The sequence below is a fragment of the Dehalococcoidia bacterium genome (assembly GCA_021295915.1).
GTDB lineage: Bacteria > Chloroflexota > Dehalococcoidia > Lucifugimonadales > UBA1123 > VXRN01.
Genome location: JAGWBK010000038.1, coordinates 1 through 15,418, shown reverse-complemented (window position 1 = coordinate 15,418; position 15,418 = coordinate 1). Strand labels below are relative to the sequence as shown.

The 15,418-nt window shown below is 60.6% G+C and carries 15 protein-coding genes and 1 pseudogene; 7 read left to right on the top strand and 9 right to left on the bottom strand.

The window, feature by feature from the left end; translation table 11 throughout:
• Positions 1-625: 625 nt before the first annotated feature.
• From J4G14_11105 to J4G14_11090, 4 genes are all read left to right on the top strand, one after another.
• Positions 626-1,072: a nucleoside deaminase gene (locus J4G14_11105; GenBank protein ID MCE2458344.1), complete on the top strand. Its 447-nt coding sequence runs from the start codon at positions 626-628 to the stop codon at positions 1,070-1,072.
• A 17-nt stretch (positions 1,073-1,089) separates the two neighbouring features.
• Positions 1,090-1,851 carry a queuosine precursor transporter gene (locus tag J4G14_11100; protein MCE2458343.1) on the top strand — a complete coding sequence of 254 codons (762 nt, stop codon included), beginning with the start codon at positions 1,090-1,092 and terminating at the stop codon, positions 1,849-1,851.
• 78 nt (positions 1,852-1,929) lie between these two features.
• Positions 1,930-2,958, top strand: a complete 1,029-nt coding sequence (locus tag J4G14_11095; GenBank protein MCE2458342.1) for an LLM class flavin-dependent oxidoreductase — start codon at positions 1,930-1,932, stop codon at positions 2,956-2,958.
• A gap of 154 nt (positions 2,959-3,112) precedes the next feature.
• Complete coding sequence (locus tag J4G14_11090) at positions 3,113-3,601, top strand: CinA family protein (protein ID MCE2458341.1); 489 nt, start codon at positions 3,113-3,115, stop codon at positions 3,599-3,601.
• 202 nt (positions 3,602-3,803) lie between these two features.
• Here the strand turns inward: J4G14_11090 and J4G14_11085 are convergent, their stop codons facing one another.
• From J4G14_11085 to J4G14_11055, 7 genes are all read right to left on the bottom strand, one after another.
• Positions 3,804-4,412, bottom strand: a complete 609-nt coding sequence (locus J4G14_11085) for a YgaC family protein (GenBank protein MCE2458340.1) — start codon at positions 4,410-4,412, stop codon at positions 3,804-3,806.
• Positions 4,413-4,450: 38 nt separating this feature from the next.
• Positions 4,451-5,521 carry an LLM class flavin-dependent oxidoreductase gene (locus tag J4G14_11080; protein ID MCE2458339.1) on the bottom strand — a complete coding sequence of 357 codons (1,071 nt, stop codon included), beginning with the start codon at positions 5,519-5,521 and terminating at the stop codon, positions 4,451-4,453.
• Positions 5,522-5,602: 81 nt separating this feature from the next.
• Positions 5,603-6,289, bottom strand: coding sequence for a 5'-methylthioadenosine/S-adenosylhomocysteine nucleosidase (gene mtnN / locus J4G14_11075; GenBank protein ID MCE2458338.1), 687 nt, complete (start codon positions 6,287-6,289; stop codon positions 5,603-5,605).
• A gap of 12 nt (positions 6,290-6,301) precedes the next feature.
• Positions 6,302-7,504, bottom strand: a complete 1,203-nt coding sequence (locus tag J4G14_11070; protein ID MCE2458337.1) for a CoA transferase — start codon at positions 7,502-7,504, stop codon at positions 6,302-6,304.
• Between the two features lie 181 nt (positions 7,505-7,685).
• On the bottom strand, positions 7,686-8,822 hold the full coding sequence (locus tag J4G14_11065; GenBank protein ID MCE2458336.1) for a DUF1501 domain-containing protein: 1,137 nt from the start codon (positions 8,820-8,822) through the stop codon (positions 7,686-7,688).
• 67 nt (positions 8,823-8,889) lie between these two features.
• Positions 8,890-9,912: an NHL repeat-containing protein gene (locus tag J4G14_11060; protein MCE2458335.1), complete on the bottom strand. Its 1,023-nt coding sequence runs from the start codon at positions 9,910-9,912 to the stop codon at positions 8,890-8,892.
• A 47-nt stretch (positions 9,913-9,959) separates the two neighbouring features.
• On the bottom strand, positions 9,960-11,402 hold the full coding sequence (locus tag J4G14_11055) for a DUF1800 domain-containing protein (protein MCE2458334.1): 1,443 nt from the start codon (positions 11,400-11,402) through the stop codon (positions 9,960-9,962).
• A 385-nt stretch (positions 11,403-11,787) separates the two neighbouring features.
• Between J4G14_11055 and J4G14_11050 the strand changes: the two genes are divergently transcribed.
• The 3 genes from J4G14_11050 to J4G14_11040 all read left to right on the top strand — a co-directional run bounded on the left by J4G14_11050 (position 11,788) and on the right by J4G14_11040 (position 14,528).
• Complete coding sequence (locus tag J4G14_11050; GenBank protein MCE2458333.1) at positions 11,788-12,585, top strand: glucose 1-dehydrogenase; 798 nt, start codon at positions 11,788-11,790, stop codon at positions 12,583-12,585.
• 29 nt (positions 12,586-12,614) lie between these two features.
• The gene (locus tag J4G14_11045; GenBank protein ID MCE2458332.1) at positions 12,615-13,577 is read left to right on the top strand and encodes an amidohydrolase; all 963 of its coding nucleotides are present in this window, start codon (positions 12,615-12,617) and stop codon (positions 13,575-13,577) included.
• A 159-nt stretch (positions 13,578-13,736) separates the two neighbouring features.
• Entirely contained in the window at positions 13,737-14,528 is a 792-nt protein-coding gene (locus J4G14_11040; protein MCE2458331.1) for a phosphate/phosphite/phosphonate ABC transporter substrate-binding protein, read from the top strand.
• A 221-nt stretch (positions 14,529-14,749) separates the two neighbouring features.
• Here the strand turns inward: J4G14_11040 and J4G14_11035 are convergent.
• Both J4G14_11035 and J4G14_11030 read right to left on the bottom strand, forming a co-directional pair.
• Positions 14,750-14,986: pseudogene (locus J4G14_11035) on the bottom strand (RidA family protein).
• Positions 14,987-14,992: 6 nt separating this feature from the next.
• Entirely contained in the window at positions 14,993-15,262 is a 270-nt protein-coding gene (locus J4G14_11030; GenBank protein ID MCE2458330.1) for a hypothetical protein, read from the bottom strand.
• Between the last annotated feature and the right edge of the window lie 156 nt (positions 15,263-15,418).

Sequence of the window (15,418 nt, the reverse complement as noted above, 5' to 3'; positions counted from 1 at the left end):
CGGTGAGCCTGTGACTGGGTGTGACACCGCGGATGAATCCGTTCATCACGTCGATGAGGACTCTGGCGATGTCGATACCGTCGTCTGTGTTTTCGAGGATGTATTCTGAGAGAGTCATTGGTTTGGTTGTTGGGTTTAGTGGTTATTGTTCTGGCACCAGAATAGAACAGATGTACTTACATGTCAAGGTCAATAAAGTCTGAACTCGGATTTGTGTGATTTTGGGATTTACATGATTTGGTTGTGTGGGGGATGAGGTTGTGGCCTCGGCTCGAACTTTCTTTAGGGCGGGGTGGGGTTGTCGGTGGATGGGCTCCCACCGCAGCGGATTTTCGACAGGGTGAACGGGTGGGGGTGAGGCTGGGTCAGTTTGGTTGGCAGTGTTTTCGCCCTCACCCCAACCCTCTCCCCCAGGGAGAGGGGGTCTGTTGGTGGTACTCAGGCCTATCTGTGCACCTTAAATACCCCTATCAGCCCCCGTATCAGGTACAGGGCAAGCTCTGAGGGAGAGGGGACAATAGTTTCTGTGGAGCCACCTACCAAATTGATACTGTCTCGTTCCCGTTCCACACGACCTGACAATTGTGATAGCGTTGCAGCACAATCTGGAGGCAGGAGGACTGCTGTGGGAGCCACAGACCATGAGAGCTTCATGAGACTCGCGCTGGAGGAGGCGCAGAGGGCGGCCGATGAGGGTAATGTCGGCGTTGGGTCCGTCATCGTCAGAGACGGCGAGTTGGTTGCTCGCGGTCGAAACCTGGTGCCGGTCACCAAGGACCCTACAGCCCACGCTGAGACCGTCGCGCTCAGAGAGGCCGCGGTCGCGCTCGGCACTGACGACATGACCGGGTATGCGCTATATACTACGTTCGAGCCGTGCCCCATGTGCTGTGGCGCGCTGATGAACGCCAATATCGCGACACTTGTGATGGGCGGACGGCCATCGCCTGAGCAGACACGGTACGGAGACTACACGTTGGAGCGCCTGCTTGAATTGTCCAAGTGGGACGACCAAATGGAGGTCGTGACCGGCGTCCTGGTCGATGAGTGCATGGGCATCAGACAGCCTTAAAGGAAAAGAGGGGGACATTGAACTTTTCCGGCAAGCTGGTAATCATAACCGCGCTGGCAGTCACCGTGCTGCTGGTGAGCAACATCATCGCGACAAAGCCGCTGTCGTTGTTCACCCTCCCATTCGAGGTACTTGGCGACAAAGCCGTAATCGTCTCTGTTTCCGTCATCTGCTTCCCGCTGAGCTACATCATCAGCGACGTGCTTACCGAAGTTTACGGGTTCAGGGTTGCCCGCGGAGTCATCTGGCTGGGCTTTGCCTGTAACGTCATAATGGTCATCCTGTTCTGGCTCGGCGGAGCGATCCCAGGGGCCGTCTTCTGGGACAACCAGGACGCGTACATGGCCATACTCGGCACGACCGGATGGGTGCTGCTCGGCAGTTTCGCGGCCTACATAGTAGGCGAGTTCGCCAACGCGTCGGTCATGGTGGTGCTTAAGAATAAGACAGAGGGACGCTTTCTGTGGATGCGCACGATCTCATCCACTGTGGTTGGACAGGGTGTGGACTCGGTGATCTTCTACAGTATCGCCTTTGGTCTCTCGGGGATATGGCCCGCCACGGCGGTACTCAACGGAATACTGTTCGCCTGGCTGGTCAAGACCGCGTACGAGATAATCGCCACGCCTCTCACCTACGTGGTGGTCGGGTGGCTCAAGCGGAACGAGCAGATGGACATCTACGACGCCCCGAGGTCGCTGAATCCGTTTGGCGTATTCGGCAGCGGGGATGATGGATCGAGCTACAACGCGGCGCGTCCTGCTACCACCACTGGCTAGAATGCCTGAGGTCCCGACAGCTAACGGGCGGGTATCGCCACAGGAGTCTTTTAATTGCGATTTGGAGCTTTTTGGCAGGTGCCTGGATTTCTGGGGTCTTCGATCCCGCGACGGCACTGGGAGACAATAGAGCAGATAGCCCTGGCTGACAAGCTGGGTTTCGAGTCGGCGTGGATAGCAGAGTCGGTGTTCTTCCCGGGTCGACCTCTGTCCAATCCGCTCATGGTGGCGTCGGCTGCGGGGCAGCACACGAGCCAGATCAGGTTCGGCACGCTCGCCGCGCAGTTCCCACTGCACCATCCCATCCACATGGCGACCCAGGCTGCCACCTGCGACATCCTCACCAACGGCAGGCTCGACCTGTGCCTGGGTGGACGCTGGGGAGCGCCCGCTGGGCAGGCTTTCGGCCAGGCCAAGGACATCAGCGCAGAGGAGAGCAGGGGCCGAGTGGCCGAGGGCATCGAGCTGCTGCGGGCCGCGTGGACGCAGGAGAAGGCCAACTTCGAGGGCGAGTACTGGAGCATGAACGAGCTGCTCGTCGAGCCGAAGCCAGTTCAGGAGCCTCATCCGCCGCTTCTCCTCGCCGCCAACAGTGACGAGACGTTCCCGTATGCAGCGAGCATGGGTCTGGGCGTGATCGGTACTACGCTGAGCCAGCCGATGCCGCGCATGATCGACAGGCTCCGCGAGTTCGAAGAGGCCAAGCTCGCAAGTGGTGCGACCCACCCACAGGAGTTCCACGTCAACATCTCGTTCTTCGTGGCGAAGACTCGTGAGAAGGCGCACGAGATGATGGCCCGGAACTGGCTTGACGAAGACATAGTGAATACGGTGCCAGACGCCACGGCGTCGTCAGTAGGCACATCCCGTCACAGCTTTACGAGCGGTGTAGGGGGCTGGGCTACGTGGAACTTCGAGGACGCCGTCCGATACTCGATCTACGACGATCCTGCCGGGTGCATCGAGCAGCTAGGCGCGTTGCGCGACGACATGCCCGGAATGGCGCAGTGCATACTCGAATTCAACCGCCGGGGTCGCCTGACCAATGACGAGATCAAAGAGTCCATGCAGCTCTTCGCAGACGAGGTCATGCCCGAGCTGACCTGACAGAGACCTTTTCTGAACCCCTCTCCCTTGGCGGGCTGACAGGGGATGGGGGCGTCCTTCGACAAGCTCAGGACGAACGAATTGTCGATTTACATACCCCTCCAAGCCCCTGACGGGTGAGGGTGAAAAAGAACCAGAAAGGGAGAGCTAACCCATGTCGGAACTGAGCACGCTTGCCGAAACGGTCGGTCAGTTGCTTAAGGATCGGGGCGAGTCGCTCGCCGTGGCCGAGTCCTCGTGCGGCGGTCTGTTGAATGCGACCCTCGTGGCCATCCCGGGCGCGTCAGCGTACTACGTCGGCGGCGCGATAATCTACACGCGCATGGCGCAGCTTGGACTGCTTGGCGTCCCTGATGAGGCGATGGAGGGACATCGCGCCAGTACAGAGTACTACGCCGCTCTGAACGCGGAGACGATCCGCACGAGGTTGAGCACGACCTGGGGGTTGGGTGAGACCGGCGCGAGCGGGCCTACGGGCAATCGCTACGGCGACAACTACGGTCACGCCTGCATCGCGGTCAGCGGACCAGTAGAGCGCTCTCTTACCATCGAGACAGGAGACCCCGACCGCGAGGGCAACATGTGGGTCTTCGCCGAGCGCGCCCTGGGCTTCCTGGAAGAGTGCCTACGCGAGGCGCGGTAGGCCTCACCACCCAACCGTCGTTCCGGCGAAGGAACGTCACTCCGTACTCTGATACGGGGCCGGAACCCAGAGGTCACCGAAGGCTCAGTAGGCAGCCGTCGCCATCTCCGGCGCTCCCACCGCAGGCATCACCTCTCTGGAGAACAGTTCCATTTGCGGTCGAGGTCGTCCTTCGAAGGACAATCCGCCTCGTCTGTTCCATCTATTCTATGTACTGGCGACCGCCGTCAAATGCCGGGTACTTGTGGAGGTCGTTCCAGCCTTCGGGGAGGACGGGGGACGTCCAGTCGGGGTTGGGACGCCATTGGGGCCAGGGTTCGCTGAACAGTGAGCGTCTCGCGCCGAGTGCGGCGATGACTTTTTCTCCCTCGGCCCTGACGAGGTGTGCTTCCTCGGAGGTCAGTAGGCCCGCTACGATCGCCTCTTCGAACTCGTCCTCATCCTTCCAACTCCACTCAGACAGGTCAGGCGCTATCTCGATGTCCAGGAGTTGGTCGAGGTAGTCGAAGCCGATGTGGGTACGGGTCATTTGGTCCTCGAGATTCACATACCACAGCAGTAGGTCCCGGAATCCTGCCGTCCAGAGAAGCAGGACGCTGTGGCGGGAACCGGGCGTGACAATCCGCAGGGCCTCGGTGTACCAAGTGTCCTCCTGAAGCGTCCAGGCCCGCTCACGCAGCCTGTCAGGGGGAACAGGCTTGACCCATCGGACGCCCGCGCCCGCGTACAGCAGCAGCCGGCTGGAGGAGTCTTCGACGACAGTGTACGGTCTGCCGGACCAGACCCGCCCGCGCCATATCTCGCGGAGCACGACGTGGTCTCCTGGCTGCCAGTGTTTTGTCATCGGACTCAGCAGGCGGCCGTCGCCATTTCCGGGGCGCCGACTGCTGGCATCACCTCTTTTGCGAATAGCTCCATCGACTTGAGGACCTTCTTGTGGTCCAGACCGCCCATCGCGAAGTTGGCTCCCAGGAACCTGACTCCGTGACTCTTTAGCTCCTCGATCTTGGCGATACAGTAGTCCGGATCGCCGACTATGGCGCGGTTCTCGAAGACGTAGTCGACGGTCGCGGGGAAGTCGGTCCGGGTGCGTCTCCACTCCTCGAGGCTGTGGTAGATCTCGCTCCCGCCGTCGGTGAAGTAGCTCCGCCAGAACAGCATGTCGAGCACCCACTCGAGGTGCGCTGCCGTGTCGCGACGGGCCTGCTCCATGGTCTCGGCGACGTACATGTACCTGAAGAACGGCACCTCCGATGCAGGCCTGTCGATGCCTGCGGCCTCTGACTTGTCGACGAACCTCTGCAGCAGCTCAAGCGCCGGTGCGGTGTCCATCACCACGGCGATGCACAGGTTGTGATTACGTGATATGCAGTAGTCGAGCGTCGCTGGCGTGCGCGATGCGGCGATGTAGATAGGGGGATGTGGCTTCTGCAATGTTGGAGGGGCCAGGCTGACCTTGTTCAGGCTATAGTACTCGCCCTCGTGCGAGAATTCATTTTCGGTCCACAGTCCCTGGATTACGTTAATGCTCTCCTGGAAGTGCTCCTGGCTGGTCTCGGGAGAGACTCCGAAGCCGCTGTACTCGTAGCCGTACACGCCTCGCCCAAAGCCTACGTCGAGGCGGCCCCCGCTCATGGCGTCTATAGTCGCGGCGTCCTCAGCGAGCCTGATCGCGTTGTGGAGCGTCGGAATGAGTACGCCGGTGCCCAGCCTAATCCTCTTGGTCTGCCCCGCCATGTAGCTCGCGATGACGAGTGCCGACGATCCGATTCCGTACCGCGTGAAGTGGTGCTCGGCTATCCAGGCACTGCTGAAGCCGAGGTCCTCTGCCAGCTTCACCTCATCAGCCGCGTCGATCAGAAGCTTTGCGGGATCGATGTCTTCAGGCCAGGGCACATGGGTGAAGAGGGCGTATTTCACGAGTCGCCTCCTGTTGGCGGATCATTCACCCAACCGTCATTCCGTCGAGGGCCGGAGTCCAGCCGGGCAGTATCTGAGAAACTAGGGCAATATCTGGGCCAGGGTCAAGACTATCGTGGCGACGTTCTGCACCGCCTGCGGGAGGTTCTCATGGAACTCGGAGGTCGCGTCTTCGCCCGCGCCGTCCGAGATGCCCCGGACCTCCAGGAATGGCAGGTCCGAGAAATCTGCGGCGCGCGCTCCCCCTGCTCCTTCCCATGCCACCGCAATCGCGCCGGTGTCCTTTCGCAGTTCGCTGGCTCGCTTGGGATCGACGATTCCCTCATCGCCGCTGGCTACGATTCCGAAGTGCACGTCAAACGACTCTTCCATCATTGGCAGTTCATTTTCGAGTACTGCTATTGCTTTCCGGTCCCCGGGAAAACGTGGCAGTGGTTTGCCGCTCAGAATACCCCACTTGAAGTCGTGCTCGACCGTCTCAGTTGCGACGACCACATCGCCGATCTTGAGATCGTCGCTCAAGCCTCCGGCAGACCCGGCGCAGATGACTATGTCGCGATCGCGCATTGTATCGATTGCGTGCTGGGCCTGTATGCCGAACTGTGCCTTGCCCAGGCCACCCTGTGCGACGACAAGACTCCCGCCCAGGTAGCTGAGGAAAGGCAGCCTGCCCGTGGACCGGCCGTAGCTCACGAAGCCGAGTCTGTGGAGCGAACTGGTCAGGGCGTCATATTCGTCTTTGATCGGGGTCAGTGCGAGTATTCTCATGGATGTCGAGTATCAGATGACGTTCTGCTGCTGAAGTTGGTCAATAGCCTCGGTATCATAGCCGAATGCTTCTGAGAACACCTCTTCGTTGTGCTGACCGAGCAGCGGGGCGGCGGTGAAGTCCACCGGAGAGTCAGACATCTTGACCGGGCAGCCGGGCAGGGTGAACGGGCCGTAATCAGGGTGGTCGACGGTCACTATCATCTCGCGCTGTCTCAGATGGTCATCAGAGTACAGGTCGACGGCGTTGAAGCATGCGCTGGCGGGCACACCCGCCTCGCCGAGGATCTTCATCACCTCGAACTTGGTGTGTTTCTGCGTCCATGAGTCAATCACCTGGTTAATCTCGTCTGTGGCCTCTGCCATCTCCCCGGCGTCTTTTAGACGCGGATCGTCGATCAGGTCCTCGCGACCGATGGCAGTGACCAGCACACTCCACATGGGCTTTCTCGCGGGCGAGGCGATCATGTAGACGTAGTCGTCCGCGCCTCCGGGAGCGCACCTGAAAGTCCCGACACCGGGACTCGACCTCAGGCTGTTGCCAGTGCGCTCGGGCGAGATCTTACCCTGCTCGGCGCGGGCCATCCACGTGCGGCTCAGGTTGACTATGGCGTCCTGCATAGAGACCTCGACGACCTGACCCCTGCCTGTCGCCTGTCGCTGCCAAAGTGCGGCAAGAATGCCGATTGCGGCGTGCATTCCGGTCGCAGAGTCGCCCGACGTGGTGCCAGGACGCATCGGTGGGCCGTCGGGCTCACCGGTGGCACAGAAGGCACCACCCGCAGCCTGCGCGACAGGGTCGAAGCTCTTGTACGCACTGTACGGACCGTAGGTGCCGAACCCCTTCACGCGGGCAAGGATGATGCGCGGGTTGATCTCGGCGAGGACGTCGTAGCCTAAGTTGAGGCGTTCCAGAGTTCCGGGCGCGAGGTTCTCGGCGACAATGTCGCCGCCCCTGACGAGGTCGAAGAACATCTCGCGCCCCTTGTCAGTTTTGAGGTTAAGCGTGACGCTGCGCTTGTTGGAGTTGTAGTGGATGAAGTAGTTTGAGTCGCCCTTCGATTCGAGTCCAGCTCGACGACCGGGATCACCAACGCCGGGATTTTCGATCTTGACGACGTCCGCGCCAAGCCAGGCGAGCATCTGTGTGCACGACGTCCCCGCCTCGAACTGCGTCAGGTCGATTACCCGGACGCCTTCCAGTGCCTTCTCCATCTCTACCTCTCCTTACCCAATGTCGATGCGAAGCCGCGGATTCCCGTGTCAATGGCCCACCTACGGTCAAGTCCTGTTGGGGAAGTCCTGCTCCAATTTACCACGCTCGCGGAAACAAAACAGGGGCGGTCTAACGACCGCCCCCGCTTTTCTGCTACTTATGGCCGGCTAGCAGTATCTACTAGCTCCTGATGAAGTCGAACTGCTCGAAGTTGCCGTTGGTGATCGGCTCAGGATCTACGCCGAGCCAGCGGTCGAGGATCGTCGAGTAGGTCAGCCTGAAGTCGTTGCTGAAGTGCATGTCGCCTTCGAGCTGGTCCTCGGGACGCAGCGACGGGAAGTCGGCGTACAGGCCGCCGTTGACGTCGCCGCCGATTACGAACGCGACTCCGCCGGAGCCGTGGTCGGTGCCCGCGCCGTTGTCGTTGATCCGGCGTCCGAACTCGGAGAACAGCAGGATGACAGTGTCCTTGTCCTTGCCGTGCTCCTTGAGGTCGTCCATGAAGTCGGCGACGGCGGTCGAGACTTCGTTCCAGAGCTTGCCGTGAGACGCCAGCTCATTGGCGTGCGTATCGAAGCTGCCGTGCTGTGTGTAGAAGACGCGCGTGCCGACGTCGGCGAACATCACCTGCGCGATGTTCTTCATGTTCTCGGCGATGGGGTTGTCGGCGTATTCGACACTGGACGAGTACGATCCCGGTGCGGTCTTGAGTATGTCGGCGCCCTTGAGCGCGTCCATGCCGACCTGGCTGATGAACTGCGAGATGGTGTCCTTGCCTGAGCCGCCGTAGATATGGGAGAAGGCCTCCAGCGCCAGGGCGCGCGCCGCCTCGTCCTTGATGTCTGGCATGAGGCCGTAGGTTTCGAGGTTGCCGACTGAGGCAACAGGTACGTCTTTGGCGTACATGGCGCGCGGGAGACCGCGACCGAAGTTGACACCGGTTACCACGTTCTCGGCCTTGGGATCGAGGTCCCTGATGGCCTGACCGAGCCAGCCCTCAGGAGCGATGTCGGCGGGCTGGGCGGTGTGCCACACGTCCATAGACCGGAAGTGCGACCTGTTGGGACTCGGGTAACCGATTCCCTGTATGACCGCGACCTTGCCCTCATCCCACAGCGACTTGATCGGCCCCATAGCCGGGTTCAGTCCTACTTTGTTGTCTAGGTGCAGCACTTCGTCCTGCGGAATGCCGAGGTACGGCCGCTGATCGTAGTACAGACCCTCGTTGTATGGGATCAGCGTGTTGAGCGCGTCGTTCCCTCCGCTCAGCTGCAAGACCACCACCGACTTGCTGTTGCCGTTTCCATTCGCTGTCATATCACCACTCCCTGCTGTTGTTGCTCTGTTTCTGGGTTGAGTCATAGGGCAGGTTTCAAACCTGCCGCTACCCGTTTCTCTTGTAGATCTGAACCCGGTGCCGGTTGCTCTCGGTGACGTACATCCGGCCTTCACCATCAAGCTTGATGGACGTCGGCGCCCAGAAGTACTTCTCTATGTGGGATGATACCTCGTGCGGGTCGTCAACGAAGAAGTCGATCTCAGGCTCCATGTTGGCGCGCTCGCGAGCGGCGGCCTCTTCGAGGTTGATCGACAGGAACGCCTCAGCCCACTTCGAGTCAGTCGCCTCGCCGCGTATGTTCTGCACGAGTCCACCGTCGGCGTCGAAGATGACCACGCGCTCGTTGCCCCAGTCGGACACGTACACATAGCCCTCCGTGTCGACTGCGACTCCTGACGGCCTGTGAAGCTCGCCATCGCGGCGACCGGACCTGCCGAATGAGCGTACGTACTCTCCGTCCAGCGATAGCTTCTGAATCCGGTCGTTCTGCCAGTCCGCGATGTACAGGAAGCCGTCAGGGCCGACGGTGATTCCCCACGGGAGTCCGAACTGCCCCTCGCCGGATCCCTGTGAGCCGTAGCTGGCAACGAACTCGCCCTCTGGAGTGAACACCTGCACTCTATGGTTGTGCTGGTCGGCTACGTACAGGCGGTCGTTCGCATCGAAAGCCATGCCGGCTGGTCCGTCCAACTGTCCGTGCGCGCTGCCTGTCTCGCCCCAATGGTTGATGATGGCGCCGGACGTATCGAATCCGGTCACGACGTTCTTGTCCTCGTCGCTGATGTAGACGTGCCCCTGGGAGTTCTGCGTGATCGCAACAGGCCAGATGAACTGGCCGGCGCCCTCGCCGAACTCAGAGAAGGTGCCATAGTACTCGCTGTCGATGTCGTAGATCGTGACGCGGACTCCACGGACGTCACCCTCGAGGGAGCGGCTTATGGTGTACAGTTTACCGTCGCTGTGGCAGACGGTATCCACCGGGTAGTAGAACCCCCGTCCCTCCATCGTGGACAGCCCGATGGTGTGACTGTAGACCATCCTTTGTCGCGTAGTTTCTAGTGTGGTCATGGCGTTCACCTTTTTGTAGGTGCAGGTTTGAGACCTGCTCCTACACGCTATGCCCTCTGGAACTCGTGAGTTGCTGCGATCATCTGGAGCAGCTGCGCTACTCTTTCGCTGGTCTGCTCGTCCACCTCGGGTCCGGCGACGATGTCGCCCTCCGCCGCTGCATAGTCCACGAGCGATGACCTGGTCTCGTCCGACACGGCAATAACCCCGATCTCATCAAGGCACCGGTCGACAAGCTCTGAAGGAGATATTGCAGAGCCGCCGTTCGTGGCCACTCGTTCTATTATCGACCTCACGCCGGGATGCTCGGTGTTGCCGAGCTGGCTGGACGCGAAGTTCAGCCTCTCGACGAACGTGCCGGTGTCTATCCACTCGAGGCCCTCGTGCCAGCCCTCAACGGACGGCGGATTGATCAGGGTCTGGCCCATCCACGTCATCTGCTGCTGACGCTCTACGATCTGTCGCCTCGGCCTGTGGAACTCGTTGGTGAGTCTGAGCACGCCGGCGACGATTTCAGCCGGGCTCTTGACCCGCGAGTACCAGGAGTCCTGCGACTTGAAGAAGTCGGACGTGAACAGCACGTGCAGCATGTGACCGATGTCGTAGTTGCTCTCCAAGTATGCCTTCGACAGTATCTCGATCGCCTCCGGGTCCTGAGGCTCGACGTACGGCCACTGTGGTACCGGCGGCTCATCGGCTACGAAGAAGTGGTACATGTGCCTTGCGATGAACGCGGCGGTGGCGGGCTGCTCGCAGATGATCTCCACGATCTCCTCGCCGTTGAAGTTGCCTGTTCGGCCCAGGAACTCCTTCTCGCCGTCGTCATGGTCGTCTTCGTTGAACTGGAAGTGCCAGGAGATGCGGCCGTATGGCCAGATCGAGTCTCGCTCGGCGCGCAGGGCCATGTACTCGGTGTTGCCGATCGTCCATCCCGTGAATGCCCTGGACGCCTCCTTGATGTCATCTTCGCTGTAGTTGCCGACGCCCAAAGAGAAGAGTTCGAGCAGTTCGCGTCCGAAGTTCTCGTTGATGGCGCCCCTGTGATTGTCGTGGTTGTCCAGCCACACGATCATCGAGGGGTCTCTGGCGAGCTCGGTGAGCAGTGTCTTGAAGCTCCCCGTACCGTAGCGGCGGAACATCCTGATCTGGTCGCTCAGCACCTTGCCGTTGGTGATCTTGGGATATCCGGTGGCGAAGATGCCGTGCCAAAAGAGGGACATCTTCTCGCGCAGTGCGTCGGTGGAGGTCGCCATCTTGTAGATCCAGTATGAGCCTGGGCTGAGCTGGCCCATCATGCCGGACTGTTCGTGATGGTAACGGCGAATGAGGTCGTCGCTCATCTCGCTGGACTGGGACGGGTTCAGGAGCTCATCGACGACCGCGTCGTACCCCTTCTCCGCAAGCGACTCCAGTTGGCTCCGGCTGGCCCCGAACCCGGCGCGTCGCATCAGGTGGGCCAGGAGTTGCAATTCAGTGGCTGCAGTAGTCATGAGAGCCTCCCAACCAGCTTAAAGCTGGACATATGAATCCGGTCGGTATTGTCTGCGAACTTTACTCCGGGAATTCCAAAACCAAGCAATAACCAAGCGCAATCCCTGAAGGGATTGTTAGCTTGCAATATAACACAAGATTGTCACATGCATAAGTGGTCAAATCCGGACGTAAGAGGAGAGCAAATGTCCGAACTTCTGACCGTCATTCCAGCCCGCGCACGTGGGAATCCACAAAGCGGCTTGCAATACTGGACTCTCGCTTCCGGAGACCTCTGAGTAAGAACTGTCGGGCGCACTCGACCAACTGAGCCTCATGGCGCACCTGTCAACCGTCGTGTAGTATCGTGGCGACAGCCGAGCTTGGAGGAGCGTTTTGGCAGACATCACGGACACTCAGCTTGAGCCGCAGCCGCGACTCAGGGACAAGGTCGCCATCGTCACAGGGGCGGGCTCTCGCGGCGACGTCATCGGCAACGGTCAGGCCGCCGCCATCCTGTTCGCGTACGAGGGCGCAAGCGTGCTGCTCGTTGACACCGACGAAGAGCACGTCAGTAGAACTCTCGACGCCATCGAGTCCCACGGCGGGACGGCGTCGGTCTTCATCGGCGACGTGACCTCTGCGGAGAGCTGCCAGGCGATGGTTGAGGCCACGGTACAGAGGTACGGACGACTCGACATCCTCCATAACAACGTCGGCATCGGCGGCGCAGGTTCTGTGGTCGAGGTCGACCCGGACGACTGGGACCGCGTCATGCAGGTCAACGTGAAGTCGATGATGCTGATGAGCAAGTACGCCGTGCCGGTAATGGCATCGGGAGGCGGCGGAGCGATCATCAACATCTCGTCCATATCTGCGATAAGGCCGCGCGGACTGACATCGTACACCGTGTCGAAAGGCGGTGTGATGGCTCTGACGCAGGCGATGGCAGTTGACCACGCTGGGGACGGCATCCGCGTCAACTGCATCCTGCCCGGTCCTGTGTATTCCTCGATGACCGCCCCGAACATGACCTCCGACCGTCGCGACATACGGCGTGCGTCATCGCCGCTCGGCACTGAAGGGAGCCCGTGGGACATCGGTTGGGCCGCCGTCTACCTTGCCAGCGACGAGGCGAAGTGGGTGACCGGCCTGATAATGCCCGTCGACGGTGGCGTCACCCTGATGAGTCCAAGCAGATAACAGCTAGAGATCCAAACGAGGAAACCTACATGCGCACGATAGACATACACGCTCACATCTCCCCTCAGGGCTTCATAGATGCCATGAACGCAGGTGAGAACTGGCACGGAATCACGTCCGAGGCCGTCGGCGCACACCGCCACAACCCGCGGACGACGTGGACGCCCGAGGAGCGCCTCGCGGACATGGACTCGCTCGGAGTCGACGTGCAGGTGCTATCGACGAATGCGGTGCTCTACAGCTACGACAAAGACCCAGAAGCGGCCACGGCGATGGCGCGCGACTGCAATGACTACGTGGCACAGCTCACCGTCGACCACCCCGACCGCTTTGCTGGACTGGCAACCCTGCCGCTGCAGGACATTCCGGCCTCCATCGCCGAGATCGAGAGGAGCGTCACCCAGCTCGGACTCAAGGGCGCGATGATCGGCGACCACGTAAACGGCCGTACGTTCGACGACCCCGTATTCCTGCCACTCTGGAAGGCCTGCGAGGAGCTTGGCGCGATGTTGCTCATCCACCAGGGCGGACCGACTATCGTCAGTCCCAGGTCGAGCAAGTACCACCTGCCGAACACGATAGGAAACCATGCCGACAGGGCCGTCACGTACGCAGCGTTCGTATACGGCGGCGTGATGGACGCGTGTCCCGATCTCAGGATCTGCCTGTCCCACGGCGGCGGCTACACCTGCTTCGGCATCGGTCGCATGGACCGCGGCTGGCAGGTGCGGCCCGAGGCCCGCGGCAACATCTCACAGCCGCCGAGCGCGTATCTCAACAGGTTCTACTACGACACTATCACTCACAGCGAGGATGCGCTGCGCTACATCATCGACAGGGTCGGCATAGACCGCGTCCTGTTCGGCACCGACTGGCCCTACGACATGTGCATCGACTGGCCCGTCTCCTGGATCATGGGCCTCGAGAGCCTGAGCGACAATGAAAAAGAGATGATCCTCTGGCGCAACCTCGAAGACCTGCTGGGGATCTAGGAAGAAAGTCCGAAACACAATCAATTTACCCCCTCTCCCTTGACGGGAGAGGGCTGGGGTGAGGGTGAAGAGGCTCTGACATCAGCCACCTAAGCAGCATCCCAGCCTACTGGGTTCCGGCCTTCGCCGGAACGACGGGCCGAAGTCAGGGGAGCAGACATGGTCAGACTAGGCGGTTCAGCAACTCAATCCCACTTCGACGTCTTCCAGGGCCTCGAGACCATCTTCCGCCGGCGCGGCATCGACCTCGACTGGGTGCTGTACTCAGACTACGACGCGATGGTCGACGCCTTCGTAAACGGCGACATCGACCTCGCCTGGAACGGCCCGCTGGGATACGTGAAGATCAGGCGACTCCTCGATGACCCGTGCCGGGTAATCGCGATGCGCGACGTCGACGTCGGCTTCGTCACCCATCTGATAGCTGGAGCAGACTCTGACATCGTGACCGTGGAGGACTTGATCGGTAAGCGCTTCGCCTTCGGCCGACGCGGCTCAGAGCAGGCAGGCCTGGTGCCGTATCACATGATCAAGGAGGCGGGTCTCAACCCCCCGAACGACCTCGCCGTGGTCAGCTTCTACGAGGACCGAAACTCGCAGACCGCCTCAGACGAGCGTGACGTGGTCGAGCGCGTCTACTCTGGCGAGTTCGACGCCGGTGCCGTGAGCCGTCGCACTCTGGAGACCATGGCTGAGGACGGCAGTGATGCAGTCAACAATGTCCGCGCGTTCTGGTCCAGCCCTCCATACAGCCACTGCTGCTTCACCGCACAAGGCGACATTGACCAGAATCTATTCGACCAGATCGAGACCACGTTCCTCTCCATCACTGGCCGCGACGAAGTGGAACAGATCGTCCTGAAAGGTGAGGCCTGCGACAGCTTCGTCCCCGGTATCCAGCACGGATGGGACCTAATCGAGACCGCCGCCGTGCACGAGGGTCTCGTCTAGCATCTACTGTCATCGAGACCAATGTAGGGGCGGTTCGCGAACCGCCCCTACGCCGCTAACCTACCACCCGTCATTCCCGCGAAAGCGGGAATCCAGGGGATGGAGGGTGTCCTTCGACAAGCTCAGAGCCTGCGCCGGACTTGATCCGGTGACGAACGAATTGTCAGCTTACCTACGCCTGTAAGCCCTTAACGGGTGAGGGTGAGGAGCCCGAACTGCCCCTACTCCGCTACTCGGTACCCAATACAGTTCACGATCTCAATCGTCAGCGGAGGCTGCGCCAGACCCGTCGTCCCAATCACAGCCCTGCACGGCATGCTCGATATGAACTCGCTGTAGATCTCATTGAGCACCGGCCACTTGTCCATATCTGTCAGGAAGACGACCAGCGTGACGACGCGGTCGTAGCTTGTACCCGCCGCCTCGAGCGACTGCTGTACATGCCGGAACGCCGCGCGGTACTGCTACTCGTCGGACTCGCCCCCGAGCACGCCGTCGAACCCGGACGCCGTAGTACCCCTGACGTGCACCTTGATCGCCTTCACCTTCAGCATCCGCGTCACGTCTTCGTCGAAGTAGTCCCCGTACAGTCCAATGCGATACGAGTCCATGTCCGTCGTCTGGTGCCGCCCGTCTGCGATAATGAGGTCAAGCAGCGCGTCCCTCTCATCAAACGAAAGCGCCTGTGCCACCTCAATGCTCATGGCGTCCAGATCAGCGAGGGAGTATGTCATAGGTCAGTCTCCTGATAGTCTTTCCCCGATTGTCATTCATCCAGTCCAAGCCCGCAACACGGGGCAGTGCTAAGAACCCCCTCTCCCATCAAGGGCTGACAGGGGTAGGTAAGGGATGAAACAGGTATAAGAACTTGGAAAGCGCATGGCTTTCCG